The sequence below is a fragment of the Streptomyces sp. NPDC005374 genome, assembly GCF_042872225.1.
Taxonomy (GTDB): domain Bacteria; phylum Actinomycetota; class Actinomycetes; order Streptomycetales; family Streptomycetaceae; genus Streptomyces.
The window spans coordinates 282,988-296,558 of record NZ_JBIAKA010000008.1 but is presented as its reverse complement, the minus strand read 5'-3'; the positions used below and the strand labels follow the sequence as shown (position 1 = coordinate 296,558).

The following is a 13,571-nucleotide window of genomic DNA, read 5'->3' as shown; positions in this document are numbered from 1 at the left end:
TCAGGACTTCCCCTCACCGCCGCCGGCCACGGGGGCGGCGAGGTCCTCCTCTTCCGGGAGCGCCTGGGTGTCGACACCGCGGACCTGGGACAACTCGTGCTTGAGAGCGGCGAGTTCGGCGCCGCCCGCCATGTGGTTGGTGAGTTCTTCCAGGGTGATCTGCTCGCGGGAGGCGGACAGTTCCATGGTGCCGAGGCGCAGCACGCTGAAGTGGTCGCCGACCATGTAGGCGTGGTGCGGGTTGTGGGTGATGAAGATGACCCCGAGGCCGCGGTCGCGGGCGGCGGCCACGTACTTGAGGACCACGCCGGACTGCTTGACGCCGAGCGCCGCGGTCGGCTCGTCCAGGATGAGGACGCGGGCGCCGAAGTAGACGGCGCGGGCGATGGCCACGCACTGGCGCTGGCCGCCGGAGAGGGTGCCGATGGGCTGTTCGAGATCGTCCAGGACGATGCCCATCTCACGCAGTTCGTGGTCGGCGGTCTTCTTCATCGCCTCGATGTCGAGACGGCGGACGGGCCAGGGGCCCTTGGTCATCTCGGAGCCGAGGAAGAAGTTGCGCCACACCGGCATCAGCGGGACCACGGCGAGGTCCTGGTAGACGGTGGCGATGCCCTTGTCGAGGGCTTCGCGGGGGGTGGAGAAGCGCACCGGGACGCCGTCGACGAGGAACTCGCCCTCGGTGTGCTGGTGCAGCCCGGAGATGATCTTGATGAGGGTGGACTTGCCGGCGCCGTTGTCACCCAGCACGCAGGTGACCTGGCTGGGGCGCACCTCGAGGCTCACTCCGTGCAGGGCGCGGATGTTGCCGTAGGACTTGCCGGCGTTGCGCAGCTCGACGATCACCCCGTCGTTCCGCGGGGGCTCGTCGGCCAGGACGGCGCCGTGGATGCCGGTTTCTTCAGTGGTCATAGCTGGGTTACCTCCGGGTCGCGGTGCGGCTGACCCACAGATTGATCAGGACGGCGCCGAGCAGCATCACGCCGAGGAAGGCCTTGAACCAGTCCGGGTTCCAGTTGGCGAAGACAATGCCCTGCTGGACCATGCCGAACATGAACGCCCCGAACACCGGGCCGATCGCGGAGCCCGCGCCGCCGGTCAGCAGACAGCCGCCGATCACGGCCGCGGAGATGTAGATGAGCTCCTGGCCCACGCCCTCGCCGGACTGCACGGTGTTGAAGGAGAACAGGTTGTGCATGCCGACGAACCAGGCACCGAGGCCGACGAGCATGAACAGCGAGATCTTCGTGAAGGTCACCGGCACACCCACCGCACGGGCGGAGTCCTTGTTGCCGCCGACCGCGAAGACCCAGTTGCCGTAGCGGGTGCGCAGCAGCACCCAGGTGGCGATCGCGGCGAACACCAGCCAGTACACGATCGTGATCTTGATCTGGACGCCGCCCACGTCGAAGGACGACGCGAAGACCTTCTTGGCCTGGCCGAAGCCGTCCATGTCGCTGATGTCGTCGGTGGCGACGTTGTCGGTGACGAGCTTGGTGACGGCGAGGTTGGCGCCCTGCAGGATCAGGAAGCTGCCAAGGGTGACCAGGAAGCTGGGCAGGCCGGTCCTGACCACCATCCAGCCGTTGAACAGGCCCACCGCCAACGACACGATCAGGGCCGCGAATACGCCCACCCACACGTTCATGGTCAGCTGGAAGGCGGTCATGCTGGCCGTGAGGGCCGAGGTGATGACCGCGACGCCGGACGACAGGTCGAACTCCCCGCCGATCATCAGCAGCGCGACCGGCAGGGCCATGATCCCGATCGTCGACGACTGGTACAGGATCGTCGCCATCGAGTGGCCCTCACGGACCGGCGGCGCGGCGATCAGGAAGAACACCCACACCGCCATGGCACCCAGGAAGACACCCACATCGGGGCGGGCCAACAGGCGCAGCGCCAGGGGCCGTTCAGCGGTCCGCCCGTCCTTCGCCGTGCCCGGGCCGGGGGCCGGCGGTGAGCTCACCGCCGGCTCGGCGTGCTGGGTCATACCCATCACCTGGTGCCCTTCGCGGCGAACTTGGCCACCGCGTCCACGTTGGACTTGTCGACGAAGGCCGGGCCGGTCAGCACCGGCTGCTCGCCACCGCCCATGTAGTTGCCGTTGCTCTTGTAGAGCCACAGCGAGTCGATGGCCAGGTAGCCCTGGAGGTAGGGCTGCTGGTCTACGGCGAAGGCGATGGTGCCCTTGCTGATGGCGGTCGTCAGGTCCTTGTTGAGGTCGAAGGTGGCGATCTTCGCCTTGCTGCTCGCGTCGGACGTCGCCTGCGACGCGGTCAGCGCGATGGGCGCACCCAGGGCGACGACGTAGTCGATGGACTTGTCCTGCGTGAGCTTGGCGGTGATCGTCGACTTCACCGACGGCATGTCGGCGCCGTTGACGTTCAGCGTCTGGAACTTGCCGCTGAAGGTCTTCTTGACGCCGTCGCAGCGCTGGGTGAGGCCGATGTTGCCCTGCTCCTGGATGACACAGACGGTGCTCTTGGCACCCTCTTCGTTCAGCCGCTTGCCGAGCGCCTCACCGGCCACCGTCTCGTCCTGGCCGAAGAACTCCATCAGGCCGAGCTTCTGCCAGTCGCTGACACCGGAGTTGAGGCCGACGACGGGTATGCCGGCCGTCTTCGCCTTGCCCACGACGTCCTTGAGGGCGTCGGGCTTGGCCAGGGTGATCGCGATGCCGTCGACCTTCTGGTCGATGGCGTTCTGCACCAGGTTGGCCTGGCCGCCCGCGCTCGGGTCGGCCGAGTAGACCAGCTTGACGTTGTCCTTGTCGGCGGCGGCCTGGGCGCCCTTGCGGACGATGTCCCAGAAGGTGTCGCCGGGCGACTGGTGGGTGACCAGCGCGATGGTCATCCGGGGGGTGGTGGCCTTGCCCGCCGAGGCGCCGTCCGAGCTCTCCTCGGACTTCTTGCCGCCGGAGCTGCTGGAGCAACCTGCGAGCGTCAGGGCCGCGGCCGCGGCCAGGGCTACGGCGGGAGCGAATCTCCGCGATCGGGAGAGAGAAGAGCGGTCCATCTTTCCTTGCACCTCACTGTGCGACGGGGAGAACGTCGGGAAAGGGGGTGGATCCAGGGCCCGGGACCTCGGAGTTCCGGGTCGGGGGTCGCGACATCACGCAGTTGCGTTGGGACGGAATCCAATCCCCGAGCGCGTCCGCTGTCAATACTTTGTTAAGACATCATTTCACGAGCAGGTCCGAATGTAAGTACAAACTATTGACAGCATCACCCTCCGAGTCCTACACCTGGGGGTGCAGCGGGCCCTTCGGGCCCCCACGTCCCCAGGTCGGATCGAGGAGCGTCGCGCATGACCGAACCGGTTCAGCAGTTCGACGTGATCAGTATGGGCCGAATCGGAGTTGATCTCTACCCGTTGCAGACGGGGGTGCGGCCGGCGCAGGCCCGGTCCTTCGGAAAGTCCCTCGGGGGTTCGGCCGCGAATGTCGCGATCGCCGTCGCCCGCCTCGGCCGCTCCGCCGCGGTCATCACCCGTACCGGCACCGACCCCTTCGGAACGTATCTCCACCAGACCCTCACGGAGTTCGGCGTCGACAACCGCTGGGTGACACCGGTGGCGGCCTCCTCGACCCCGGTCACCTTCTGCGGGGCGTTGCCGCCGGAGGACCTCCCGCTGCACTCCTACCGCCACCCCGAGGCCCCCGACCTCGGGATACACACCGACGAGCTCGACTTCTTCGCCATCCGGGCGGCCCGGATCCTCTGGATCACCGGCACCGGTCTGAGCGACGAGCCGAGCCGGTCGGCCACGCTGGCCGCCCTCAAGTGCCGCGACAGGGCGGCCACCACGGTCCTCGACCTCGACCGGCGTCCGGCACTCCGGAACGACACGGCCCGGACGAACCCGGACGAGGTGCGCCCGTACTACGCCGAGGCCCTGCGCCGCGTGACCGTCGCCGTCGGCACTCTCGACGAGTGCGAGACCGCCACCGGGGCCCGTGGCCCCCGGGCGTGCGCCGATGCCCTGCTGGCGGCGGGCGTGGCGCTGGCCGTGGTCAAGCAGGGCACCGAGGGCGTGCTCGCCGTGCACCGCGACGGCACCACGGCCGAGGTCCGGCCGGTCCCCGCCGGGGTGGTCGACGGTCCCGGCGCGGGCGACGCCTTCGGCGGCGCGCTGTGCCACGGTCTGCTGTCCGGCTGGGAGTTGGAGCGGATCCTCCGGTACGCCGACGCGGCCCACATGGCCCGCACTCCCGTGATGCCGGCGCAGGCGCAGGCACAGGCACAGGTCGACAGCCTCCTGGACGGAGCCTCGCCTTGATCCCCGTCAGCGACTTCGCGCACCCGCCACGGGATGTCCGTACGACGGTCCCGGCGCCCGGCGCCGGACCCCTCGCACCCGCGGGCATCCGCGGTGCCGGACGCCCGCCCGCCCGGTACCGTCCTGACCTGTCCCCGCCGAGGCGAGTTCGCCCGATCCGCGGACGCCCCGACCACACGCGGCCCCGCACCCCCCGTCTCCCCCTCCACCACCACACGGCACCGGAGAAGTCCTGATGAGCAGCACCACCCGTCTGACCGTCGCCCAAGCCCTGGTGCGGTTCCTCTCCGTCCAGTACACGGAGCGGGACGGCGTACGGCACCGGCTGATCGCCGGGACCTGGGGGATCTTCGGGCACGGCAATGTGGCGGGCATCGGCCAGGCCCTCCTGGAGGCGGGCGAGGACGCGATGCCGTTCCACCAGGGCCGCAACGAGCAGGCGATGGTGCACGCGGCCGTGGGCCACGCCCGCCAGCTGAACCGGCTGTCCGCCCAGGCGGTCACGACGTCGATCGGCCCGGGCGCCACCAACCTGGTGACCGGCGCGGCCCTGGCGACGATCAACCGCCTCCCCGTCCTGCTCCTGCCCGGCGACTACTTCGCCGCCCGCCCCGCCGACCCGCTCCTCCAGCAGCTGGAGCACCCGACGGAGGCCGACGTCTCCGTGAACGACACCCTGCGCCCGGTCTCCCGCTGGTTCGACCGCATCCACCGCCCCGAGGCCCTCGTCCCCTCCGCCCTGCACGCCATGCGGGTCCTCGCCGACCCGGCCGAGACCGGCGCGGTCACCCTGGCCCTCCCCCAGGACGTGCAGGCGGAGGCCTACGACTGGCCCGAGGAGTTCTTCGCCGAACGGGTGTGGCGGGTACGGCGTCCGGCACCCGACCCGGTGGAGCTGGCCGAGGCGGTACGGGCGATCCGTGCTTCCGAGAGGCCGCTGGTCGTCGCGGGCGGCGGCATCCACCACAGCGAGGCCGAGGAGGCCCTGAAGGCCCTGGTCGACGCCACCGGCATCCCGGTCGCCTCCACCCAGGCGGGCAAGGGCTCCCTGCGCCACGACCACCCTGCCGACCTGGGCGGCATCGGCCACACCGGCACGGCGGTCGCCGACGACCTCGCCCGCACCGCGGACCTGGTCATCGGCGTGGGCACGCGCTACTCCGACTTCACCACCGCCTCCGGCACCCTCTTCCAGAACCCGGACGTGCGCTTCCTCAACCTCAACATCACCGCCTTCGACGCCCACAAACTGGCCGCGGGGACCCTCGTGTGCGATGCGCGGGCAGGTCTGGAGGCGCTGACGTCGGCGCTGGCGGGCCACCGTGTGGGCACGGCCTACGAGGCCGAGTACGGCACCGGCAAGGAGCGCTGGGAGCAGGTGGTGGCCGAGGCCTACCGCGCCGCCGACGACACCGCCGTCCCCACCCAGACCCAGCTGCTCGGCGCGCTGGACGCGGTCGTCGGCGACGAGGACGTGGTGATCAACGCGGCGGGCTCGCTCCCCGGCGACCTGCACAAGCTGTGGCGGGCCCGCAGTCCGCGCCAGTACCACCTGGAGTACGGCTACTCCTGCATGGGCTACGAGATCCCGGCGGCGATCGGCGTCCAGCAGGCGACCCCGGACACGCCGGTGTGGGCGCTGGTCGGCGACGGCACGTACCTGATGATGCCGACGGAACTCGTCACCGCGGTCCAGGAGGGTCTGCCGATCAACCTGGTCCTCATCCAGAACCACGGCTACGCCTCCATCGGCGGTCTGTCGGAGTCGGTGGGCGGTGAGCGCTTCGGCACCGCCTACCGCTACCGGTCCGCCGACGGCACCTTCGGCGGCGCACCCCTCCCGGTCGACCTGGCGGCCAACGCGGCGAGCCTCGGCATGGACGTACTGCGCGCCAAGACCGTGCGGGAGCTGCGCGAGGCCCTGGCCACCGCCCGCGCCTCGGACCGCCCGACCTGCGTCTACGTCGAGACGGACACCACGAACCCGGCCGCTCCCCCGACGGAGGCCTGGTGGGACGTGCCGGTCGCGCAGACGGCGTCGCGCGGGCCCGCCGTGGAGGCACGGACGGAGTACGACCGACAGGTCGCCGCCCGCCGCACCCACCTGTGACGCCCCGCCCGCGACCCTTTGAGGGAGGTACCCCCATGGCGAAGATCCGCGACACGTCACGTGCCGCAACGCCCCCCGCCCTCGACGCCCTGGACTTCGCCCTGGACCGGGGCAGTCCGGTGCCGCTGTACTACCAGCTCGCCCGGCAGCTGGAGGAGGCGATCGAGCACGGCGCGCTCGCCCCCGGAAACCTCCTGGGCAACGAGATCGACCTCTCGGTCCGCCTCGGCCTGTCCCGCCCGACCGTTCGCCAGGCCATCCAGTCCCTGGTGGAGAAGGGCCTGCTGGTACGCCGGCGCGGAGTGGGCACCCAGGTGGTGCACAGCCAGGTCAAGCGCCCCCTGGAGCTCAGCAGTCTCTACGACGACCTGGAGGCGGCCGGGCAGGGTCCGGCGACCCGGGTCGTCCGCAACGAGACCGTACCGGCCTCCGCCGAGGTGGCGGCCGCACTGTCCGTCCCGGAGAACAGCGAGGTCACGCTGCTGGAACGACTGCGGCTGGCCCACGGTGAGCCGGTGGCCCTGCTCAGCAACCACCTCCCCACCACCCTCCTCCACCTCGACAGCGACCGCCTCGAGTCCACCGGCCTCTACAAGATGCTGCGCACCGCGGGCATCACCCTGCACAGCGCCCGCCAGACCATCGGCGCCCGCTCCGCCACCCCGGAGGAGGCCGCCCGCCTCGACGAACAGGCGGGCGCGGCGGTCCTGACCATGCAGCGCACGGCCTACGACGACACGGGCCGCCCGGTCGAGTACGGCTCCCACATCTACCGGGCCTCGCGGTACGCGTTCGACTTCCAGCTGCTGGTCAGGCCCTGACGGACGGCGGGCTCAGTGGGCCGCGTCCAGCCGGGCCCGCTGCTCCCCCGTCAGTTCCAGGTCGACGGCGGCCAGGTTCTCGTCCAGCTGGGCCAGGGACGACATTCCGACGAGGGGGACGATCGGGAGGCCGGAGCCGATCTGCCAGGCCAGTACGACCTGGTTGACGGTCGCGCCGGTCTCCTTCGCCACCTCGCCCAGGACCTTCAGACGGGGCGGGGTGCCCGGGTGGTCGAAGTCCGGGGGCAGCCGGTCCCGGTGGGTGTAGGCACCCTTCAGCAGCGGTGAGTAGGCGACGAGGGTCAGGCCGGGCTCGGCCCGCAGATAGCTCAGCAGGTCGGGGCCCGCGTGGCCGAGGCTGCCGTCGGGGAACAGGGCTTCGGGGACGTCGGTGCGGGGCCGCAGATGGCTGTGCGCGTACTGGAGGATCTCGTAGCCGGGGAGCCCGGCCGCGGCGGCCAGCGCACGGGCCCGTTCGACCCGCCACACAGCGTGGTTGCTGGCGCCCAGCAGGCCCACGGTGCCCTCGGCCACCAGGTCGGCGAAGCCCTCGACCGTTTCCCGGAGCGGGACCTTGTGGTCCTCGATGTGCGCGTAGAGCAGGTCCAGCCTGGCCACGCCGAGGCGTTCGCGGCTGCGTTCCGCGGCCTCGCGGATCACCTTCGCCGACAGTCCCTCCGCGTTGTCGACGTAGCTCGTGCCGGGAGCCAGGGGGCGGGCTCCCAGTTTCGTGGCGATGACGATCTCGTCGCCGATGCCGCGGCTGCGCCGCCACCGGCCGAGCAGTTCCTCGCTCTGGCCGCCCTGGCCGCCGTCCTCCCAGAAGGCGTAGTTGTCGGACGTGTCGATGAAGGTGCCGCCTGCCTCGACATAGCGGTCGAGGACGGCGTAGGCGGTCTTCTCGTCGGTCCGTGAGCCGAACAGCATCGCGCCGAGGGCGAGGACGCTGACCTCGCGGCGGGTGGCCGGATCGGTGCCGATGGTGCGGTACTTCATGATGGTTCCTCCCGTGTGCACCCGTCTTCGGGCACACCCGGGAGTCTTCATCTTGCAGCGCACTTCAAGTCAAGGCCCCGCGCGCTCACTTGGCGAACGGGCCCTCCAGCGCCGCCCATTGGAGCAGCATGATGGTCTTGGCGTCGGCGATCTCCCCGGTTCGGATCATCTCCAGGGCCCTGCGGAAGGGCAGTTCGAGGATCTCGATGTCCTCGCCCTCCTCGTCGAGGCCGCCGCCCTCGTGGGTGCGGGTCGAGGGGGCGTACTCGGCGGCGTAGAAACTGACGCGTTCGGTGACCGAGCCGGGGCTCATGTAGACGTCGAAGACGTGCCGGACCTCGCCGATGGTGTGCCCGGTCTCCTCGACGACCTCACGCCGTACGGCGATCTCGGGGTGCTCGTCATCGTCGTCGAGCAGGCCGCCCGGGGTCTCGATCAGCAGGCCGTCGGGGTGTCCGTTGACGTACACCGGGTAGCGGAACTGGCGGGTGAGCAGCACGGTCTCGCGGTCCGTGTCGTACAGGAGCATGGTGGCGCCGTTGCCGCGGTCGTGGGTCTCGCGCTGCTGGGTGCTCCAGCTGCCGTCGGCACGCTGGAGGTCGAAGGTCGTCGCCCGCTCGACGTACCAGTGGCTGGACAGCAGTCTCACCTCCCGGACCTTGACGCGCGGGTTGCCGGTCAGGTCCAGGCCGGTGCGGTCGAGCCCGGTGCGGCCGCGGCTGTCGGGGGTGTCGATGCCGTCGGTCATCGGGCACCGGCCGGGCGGGGTGAGAGACGGGAGAGGAGCGAGTTGGTCATGATCGCTTCTACCATTTCGGACCCGGCCCCGTCGTGCGGAACACCTCTTCCCCGGCGGGCCCAGGGGTGCCTAACGTGCGGGTATGAACCATCGCCGACAGCCGTCCGTCCGACACTTCGACCACTGCCCCTGGCTCTTCGCCGACGAGGCCACCGAGGAGCAGCGCGCCGCGCAGCAGGAGACGCAGCAGGACATATGCGGCGACACCGAGATCGGTGAGCGGTGCTACGTCGCCGAGTCCGCGGCGGTGTTCCCCGACCGGCTGCGGCTCGGCACCGACTCGTACATCGCCGCGCACGCCTACGTCACCGGGGAGTTGAGCACCGGCTCGCACTGCACGCTCAACCCGTTCACCACGGTGCGGGGGAACGTCGTGCTGGGCGACGGGGTACGCGTCGGCGCCCATACCTCGCTGCTCGGCTTCAACCACACCATGGCTCCCGACCGGCCTGTTTACCGGCAGCCGCTCACCAGCCGGGGCATCCGGGTCGGTGACGACGTGTGGATCGGCTCGCACGTGGTCGTGGTGGACGGGGTGAGCATCGGTGATCACTGTGTGGTCGGGGCGGGTGCCGTGGTCACGAGGGACCTGCCCGCGTGGTCGGTGGCGGCGGGCAATCCGGCGCGGGTGCTGCGGGACCGGCGGGAGGCCGGGAAGGCGGTCTCCGAGGGCGCAGCGGGCACGGAGGGCCGCCGTACGTCCGCGGCCGGCCCTGTGACCGGCCCCGCGCCCAGCGCCCTGGCCGCCTTCGCCGACACCGCCCGTGGCCAGGCCGCCGAGCTGCTCGAGCGTTGCTGGGACGGCGAGCGGTACGTCGACCGGCCCGGCGCCGCGCCCACCGTGCGGGCGCACTGCGACGCCGTGGAGATCGCCGAGCTGCTGCTGGGGTCCGTGCCGGGGCAGTTGTCCGCCGCCGAGCACGTCGAGCGGCTGAGCGGTCTCCAGGATCCGAAGAGCGGTCTCGTGCCGGAGTTCGGCGAGCCGTCGCCCGGTGCGGACGCCGACGGTTTCATCGGTGGGGGTGCGGCGCTCTACCACGTGCTGTGCGTCGGCTACGCCCTCGATCTGCTGGGCGGCGGTCTCCCCCATCCGGTGGCGGGGGTACGGGACATGACGGCACGTCAACTCGTCGCGCGGCTGCACGCGTTGCCGTGGGACACGGGTGCGTGGGGTGCCGGGGCATGGGTCGACTCCTGGGCCACGGCGGCCCATTGGAACCTGCGGCAGGGGCATACCGGCGACGCGACGCGGGAGGCGCTGTTCGGGTGGCTGCTGACCCGGGCCGACCCGTGGACCGGGATGTGGGGCAGCCCCTCGGTGGAGGCGGGCAGGCTCCAGGTGGTCAACGGCTACTACCGGCTGACGCGCGGGTCGTTCGCCCAGTCCGGGCTTCCGGTGCCGTATCCGGAGCGGGTCGTGGACGCGGTGCTCGACCATGCGCGGGACGCGCGGCACTTCGGGCCGGGACGGGAGACGGCCTGCAACGTGCTCGACGTCGCCCATCCCCTGTGGCTGAGCACGCGACAGCTCGGCCGGGGCACGGACGGCTACCGCTCCGCCGAGATCCGCGACTGGGCCGAACGGCAGCTGGCCGCCGTCCTGCCCCGCTGGCAGGACGGCCGGGGCTTCGGCTTCGGCCCGGGCACCGACGGCCCGGGACCCGAGCCCGGGCTCCAGGGCACGGAGATGTGGCTGGCCATCGTCTGGTACCTCGCCGACCTGGTGGGCCGCGCCGACGAACTCCGCTACCGGCCCCGCGGCATCCACCGCCCCGAACCGGCCCCACGCACCGGCTGAGCCCCGGACTCCCGTCAGTCCCGCGCGCCCTCCCCGTCCGTGGACGCCCCGGACGCGATCCCGTACGACGGCTCCGGCACCGCCTGCGGCTCCAGCAGCGTGGACGGGCGCCCGTCCACTCCGAGCGGCACATCGCCGTCTACGGTGACCCGGCGCAGGGTGCGCTCGTGGGTGTCGGAGTCGTCGACGCCGTAGTGCTGGGTGGCCCGGTTGTCCCAGAGGGCCACGTCACCGGAGCGCCACTGCCAGCGCACGGTGTTCTCCGGACGTTCGATGTGCGACTGGAAGACGTTGACGAGGGCGCGCGAGTCGTCGCTGCGCAGTCCGGCGAGTCGCTGTACGAAGGCGCCGAGCAGCAGGACCCGTTCGCCGGTCTCCGGGTGGACCCGCACCACGGGGTGTTCGGTCCTGAACTTGGTGGAGGTGAAGACCGTGCGGTGCTGCAGCAGCTCCTCCGTCGGCGCGTCGGGGCGGGCGGCCGCGTAGTCGTAGTCGTTGGTGTGCACCGCGCGCAGGTTCTCGGCGAGCACCTTCAGCGGTTCGGGCAGTGCGGCGTAGGCGGTGGCGGTGTTGGCCCACAGGGTGTTGCCGCCGTACGGCGGGACAACCTCCGCGCGCAGGACGGAGAAGGCCGGGAAGGCGGGCACGAAGGTGACGTCGCTGTGCCACTGGTTGGCGCGGCCGCCGTGGTCGTTGTCGACGGCGAAGGCGTACTTGCCGTCGACGGAGGGCACGGTGGGGTGGGCGACGGGCTCACCGAGCAGCCGGCCGAAGGCCTCGTGCGAGTCGGCGTCGAGGTGCTCCTGGTCGCGGAAGAAGACGACCTTGTGGGCCAGGACCGCGGCGCGGATCGCGGCCACGGTGGCCGGGTCCAGGTCGCCGCCCAGGCGGACGCCGGAGATCACGGCGCCGATGCGGCCGCCGACCTTCTCGACGGCGAGGTCCACGGGGGTGGGGGCGGTGGTGGTCATGGGGGGACCCCTTCGGAACGGCGGTGGATCGTGTCGAGCTTGGGCATCGGGCCGAGGGCGGGTCAAGGTTCCTCCGCGCCGTTTCACGACCCTGCAACACACCGGACACAGGCTCGGACAGTGCGGCCCCGACGGGCAGTTCGCACCGTTGTCGGAGCCCTCGGCTAGAGTCTGCGCCGTCCCCGGGCGGATGTTCTGCCGCGGGTGGTCTGCGCTGGGGGCTGACGGCACGATGCGGTTCGACGACGTGGAACTGTCGGGGTACACGATCCAGGAAGCCCTGGGCCAGGGCGGTTTCGCCACCGTCTACCGGGCACGGCAGCTCGCCGTGGGCCGGGAGGTGGCGCTCAAGGTCGACAGCAGGGTGCTGGGCTCACCCCGTGACCGGCAGCGGTTCCTGCGCGAGGTGACCGCGGCGGGACAGCTGTCCGGCCACCCGCACGTGGTCCCGGTGTACGACGCCGGGGTGCTCGCCGACAACCGCCCGTACATGGTGCTGGAGTTGTGCCCGGGCGGCTCCCTGGGCGACCGCCTCCACCGGCACGGCCCGCTGCCCCTCAAGGAGGCACGGGACGTCGGCGTGGGCATAGCCGACGCGGTAGCCGCGGCCCACGCCGCCGGTGTACTGCACCGGGACATCAAGCCCGGCAACATCCTGGTCAACCGGTACGGCGGTGTCGCCCTGGCCGACTTCGGGCTGGCGGCCATGCCCCGGCCCGACCGCGAACTGTCGGTCACCCGGGAGGCGCTCACCCCCGCCTACGCGCCGCCCGAGGCGTTCCACCTGGCCGAGCCCTCACCGGCCGGCGATGTGTACTCGCTCGCCGCGACGGTCTACGCGCTCCTCCTGGGCCACCCGCCCCACTACCCCCGGGACGGCAGCCAGCTCAGCCTCGCCGAACTGATCGTGCGGCACACCTGGCCCTACCCCGATCTGCCCGGGGTGCCGCAGCCGCTGAACGAGGTGCTGCGGCACGCCCTGGCGGCGGATCCGGCACAGCGCATGCGGGACGCCGCGGTGTTGCGCGACGCCCTGGCCGCGGTGGACCTGGACGGCGGCCCGACGGTGAGCACGGTCCCCGCGCACCGGGACACGCCCGCGTCGCCGTATCCGCGGACCGCTCACGACACCGTGCCGCCGGTGCCGCCCGGGGCGCCCACCGTGGGCGAGGCGAAGGGGCGGCGGCCATGGGTGGTCGCCGGGCTCGCGGCGGTCGCGGTCTCGGTGACGGTGTCCGTCTCGGTGGTCGTCCACGAGAACCGGCAACCGGACACCTCGCCGTCGACCCCGACGACCGCGTCCCCGTCCGGCGGCTCCGGCCGGGCCGTCTCCGGCGAGCAGGCCGCCTTCGGCGGGGTGGCGACGACCACGCAGAACTGCCCCGCCGCCGAGGTCGAGGGCGTCCGCGGGCGGTGTGTCGTCACGCCCGAGTGCTGGAGCGGCATCACCGACATCTCGGGCAGCGTCACCGTCAGCGCCGCGGACTGCCACACCAGCCACGTGTGGGAGACGTTCGCCGTCGCCCCGCTGCCCGCGGACGGAATGACGAACAACGCACGGGACCTGATCAGGCATCCCGACGTCAAAGCGCTGTGCTCGCAGCAGGTCAGGGAGCGGTCCATGAACGCCGCCGGTGCGAAGGCCGCCGCCGGGTGGAGCGTGGACATCATTCCGCCGTCCGCCACCCAGTGGTCCGAGGGGCTGCGGGTCGTCCGCTGCGTCGCGGCGGCACTCACGCAGGACGGCGAGGTGACGGGCAGCAACTTCGGCACGGGCGGACAGCCCTGACCGACA

11 protein-coding genes are annotated in these 13,571 nt (G+C 71.5%); 5 read left to right on the top strand and 6 right to left on the bottom strand.

The annotated features are described in order from the left end of the window. Genes ACFYRX_RS22240 through ACFYRX_RS22230 form a run of 3 tightly spaced genes read right to left on the bottom strand, consistent with a single transcriptional unit; the run spans position 1 to position 3,018 of the window. On the bottom strand, positions 1 to 912 hold the full coding sequence (locus ACFYRX_RS22240; RefSeq protein WP_389102271.1) for an ATP-binding cassette domain-containing protein: 912 nt from the start codon (positions 910 to 912) through the stop codon (positions 1 to 3). A 7-nt stretch (positions 913 to 919) separates the two neighbouring features. Beyond that, on the bottom strand, positions 920 to 1,999 hold the full coding sequence (locus ACFYRX_RS22235; protein WP_389102268.1) for an ABC transporter permease: 1,080 nt from the start codon (positions 1,997 to 1,999) through the stop codon (positions 920 to 922). Beyond that, a complete protein-coding gene (locus ACFYRX_RS22230) occupies positions 1,999 to 3,018 on the bottom strand; it encodes a substrate-binding domain-containing protein (protein ID WP_389102265.1) in 1,020 nt (339 codons plus the stop codon). Before ACFYRX_RS22230 ends, ACFYRX_RS22235 begins: the two co-directional genes overlap by 1 nt. 291 nt (positions 3,019 to 3,309) lie before the next feature. Here ACFYRX_RS22230 and ACFYRX_RS22225 point away from each other — a divergent pair, with 291 nt between their 5' ends. The 3 genes from ACFYRX_RS22225 (at position 3,310) to ACFYRX_RS22215 (ending at position 7,212) form a co-directional block, all read left to right on the top strand. Further along, positions 3,310 to 4,281 carry a PfkB family carbohydrate kinase gene (locus ACFYRX_RS22225; RefSeq protein WP_389102262.1) on the top strand — a complete coding sequence of 324 codons (972 nt, stop codon included), beginning with the start codon at positions 3,310 to 3,312 and terminating at the stop codon, positions 4,279 to 4,281. Positions 4,282 to 4,516: 235 nt separating this feature from the next. Beyond that, the gene (iolD, locus tag ACFYRX_RS22220) at positions 4,517 to 6,391 is read left to right on the top strand and encodes a 3D-(3,5/4)-trihydroxycyclohexane-1,2-dione acylhydrolase (decyclizing) (protein ID WP_389102259.1); all 1,875 of its coding nucleotides are present in this window, start codon (positions 4,517 to 4,519) and stop codon (positions 6,389 to 6,391) included. Positions 6,392 to 6,426: 35 nt separating this feature from the next. Next, complete coding sequence (locus ACFYRX_RS22215; RefSeq protein WP_389102257.1) at positions 6,427 to 7,212, top strand: GntR family transcriptional regulator; 786 nt, start codon at positions 6,427 to 6,429, stop codon at positions 7,210 to 7,212. Positions 7,213 to 7,224: 12 nt separating this feature from the next. On the opposite strand, the gene ACFYRX_RS22210 is transcribed toward ACFYRX_RS22215, so the two are convergent. Both ACFYRX_RS22210 and ACFYRX_RS22205 read right to left on the bottom strand, forming a co-directional pair. Beyond that, positions 7,225 to 8,208, bottom strand: a complete 984-nt coding sequence (locus ACFYRX_RS22210) for an aldo/keto reductase (protein WP_389102254.1) — start codon at positions 8,206 to 8,208, stop codon at positions 7,225 to 7,227. Between the two features lie 85 nt (positions 8,209 to 8,293). Then, positions 8,294 to 8,956 (bottom strand): NUDIX domain-containing protein, encoded by a 663-nt coding sequence (locus ACFYRX_RS22205; protein ID WP_389102251.1) that lies wholly within the window; start codon positions 8,954 to 8,956, stop codon positions 8,294 to 8,296. A gap of 133 nt (positions 8,957 to 9,089) precedes the next feature. Here ACFYRX_RS22205 and ACFYRX_RS22200 point away from each other — a divergent pair, with 133 nt between their 5' ends. After that, positions 9,090 to 10,805 carry an acyltransferase gene (locus tag ACFYRX_RS22200; RefSeq protein WP_389102248.1) on the top strand — a complete coding sequence of 572 codons (1,716 nt, stop codon included), beginning with the start codon at positions 9,090 to 9,092 and terminating at the stop codon, positions 10,803 to 10,805. A 14-nt stretch (positions 10,806 to 10,819) separates the two neighbouring features. On the opposite strand, the gene ACFYRX_RS22195 is transcribed toward ACFYRX_RS22200, so the two are convergent. Beyond that, a complete protein-coding gene (locus tag ACFYRX_RS22195) occupies positions 10,820 to 11,776 on the bottom strand; it encodes a TauD/TfdA dioxygenase family protein (RefSeq protein WP_389102247.1) in 957 nt (318 codons plus the stop codon). A 232-nt stretch (positions 11,777 to 12,008) separates the two neighbouring features. Between ACFYRX_RS22195 and ACFYRX_RS22190 the strand changes: the two genes are divergently transcribed. Further along, on the top strand, positions 12,009 to 13,565 hold the full coding sequence (locus ACFYRX_RS22190; protein WP_389102244.1) for a serine/threonine-protein kinase: 1,557 nt from the start codon (positions 12,009 to 12,011) through the stop codon (positions 13,563 to 13,565). The last annotated feature ends 6 nt before the right edge of the window (positions 13,566 to 13,571 follow it).

What these genes read in the sequence shown, in the direction of transcription:
- iolD (WP_389102259.1), top strand. Translation starts at nt 4,517, where the DNA reads ATGAGCAGCACCACCCGTCTGACCGTCGCCCAAGCCCTGGTGCGGTTC.
- ACFYRX_RS22240 (WP_389102271.1), bottom strand. Translation starts at nt 912, where the DNA reads ATGACCACTGAAGAAACCGGCATCCACGGCGCCGTCCTGGCCGACGAG.
- ACFYRX_RS22230 (WP_389102265.1), bottom strand. Translation starts at nt 3,018, where the DNA reads ATGGACCGCTCTTCTCTCTCCCGATCGCGGAGATTCGCTCCCGCCGTA.
- ACFYRX_RS22195 (WP_389102247.1), bottom strand. Translation starts at nt 11,776, where the DNA reads ATGACCACCACCGCCCCCACCCCCGTGGACCTCGCCGTCGAGAAGGTC.
- ACFYRX_RS22210 (WP_389102254.1), bottom strand. Translation starts at nt 8,208, where the DNA reads ATGAAGTACCGCACCATCGGCACCGATCCGGCCACCCGCCGCGAGGTC.
- ACFYRX_RS22205 (WP_389102251.1), bottom strand. Translation starts at nt 8,956, where the DNA reads ATGACCGACGGCATCGACACCCCCGACAGCCGCGGCCGCACCGGGCTC.
- ACFYRX_RS22200 (WP_389102248.1), top strand. Translation starts at nt 9,090, where the DNA reads ATGAACCATCGCCGACAGCCGTCCGTCCGACACTTCGACCACTGCCCC.
- ACFYRX_RS22225 (WP_389102262.1), top strand. Translation starts at nt 3,310, where the DNA reads ATGACCGAACCGGTTCAGCAGTTCGACGTGATCAGTATGGGCCGAATC.
- ACFYRX_RS22235 (WP_389102268.1), bottom strand. Translation starts at nt 1,999, where the DNA reads ATGGGTATGACCCAGCACGCCGAGCCGGCGGTGAGCTCACCGCCGGCC.
- ACFYRX_RS22215 (WP_389102257.1), top strand. Translation starts at nt 6,427, where the DNA reads ATGGCGAAGATCCGCGACACGTCACGTGCCGCAACGCCCCCCGCCCTC.
- ACFYRX_RS22190 (WP_389102244.1), top strand. Translation starts at nt 12,009, where the DNA reads ATGCGGTTCGACGACGTGGAACTGTCGGGGTACACGATCCAGGAAGCC.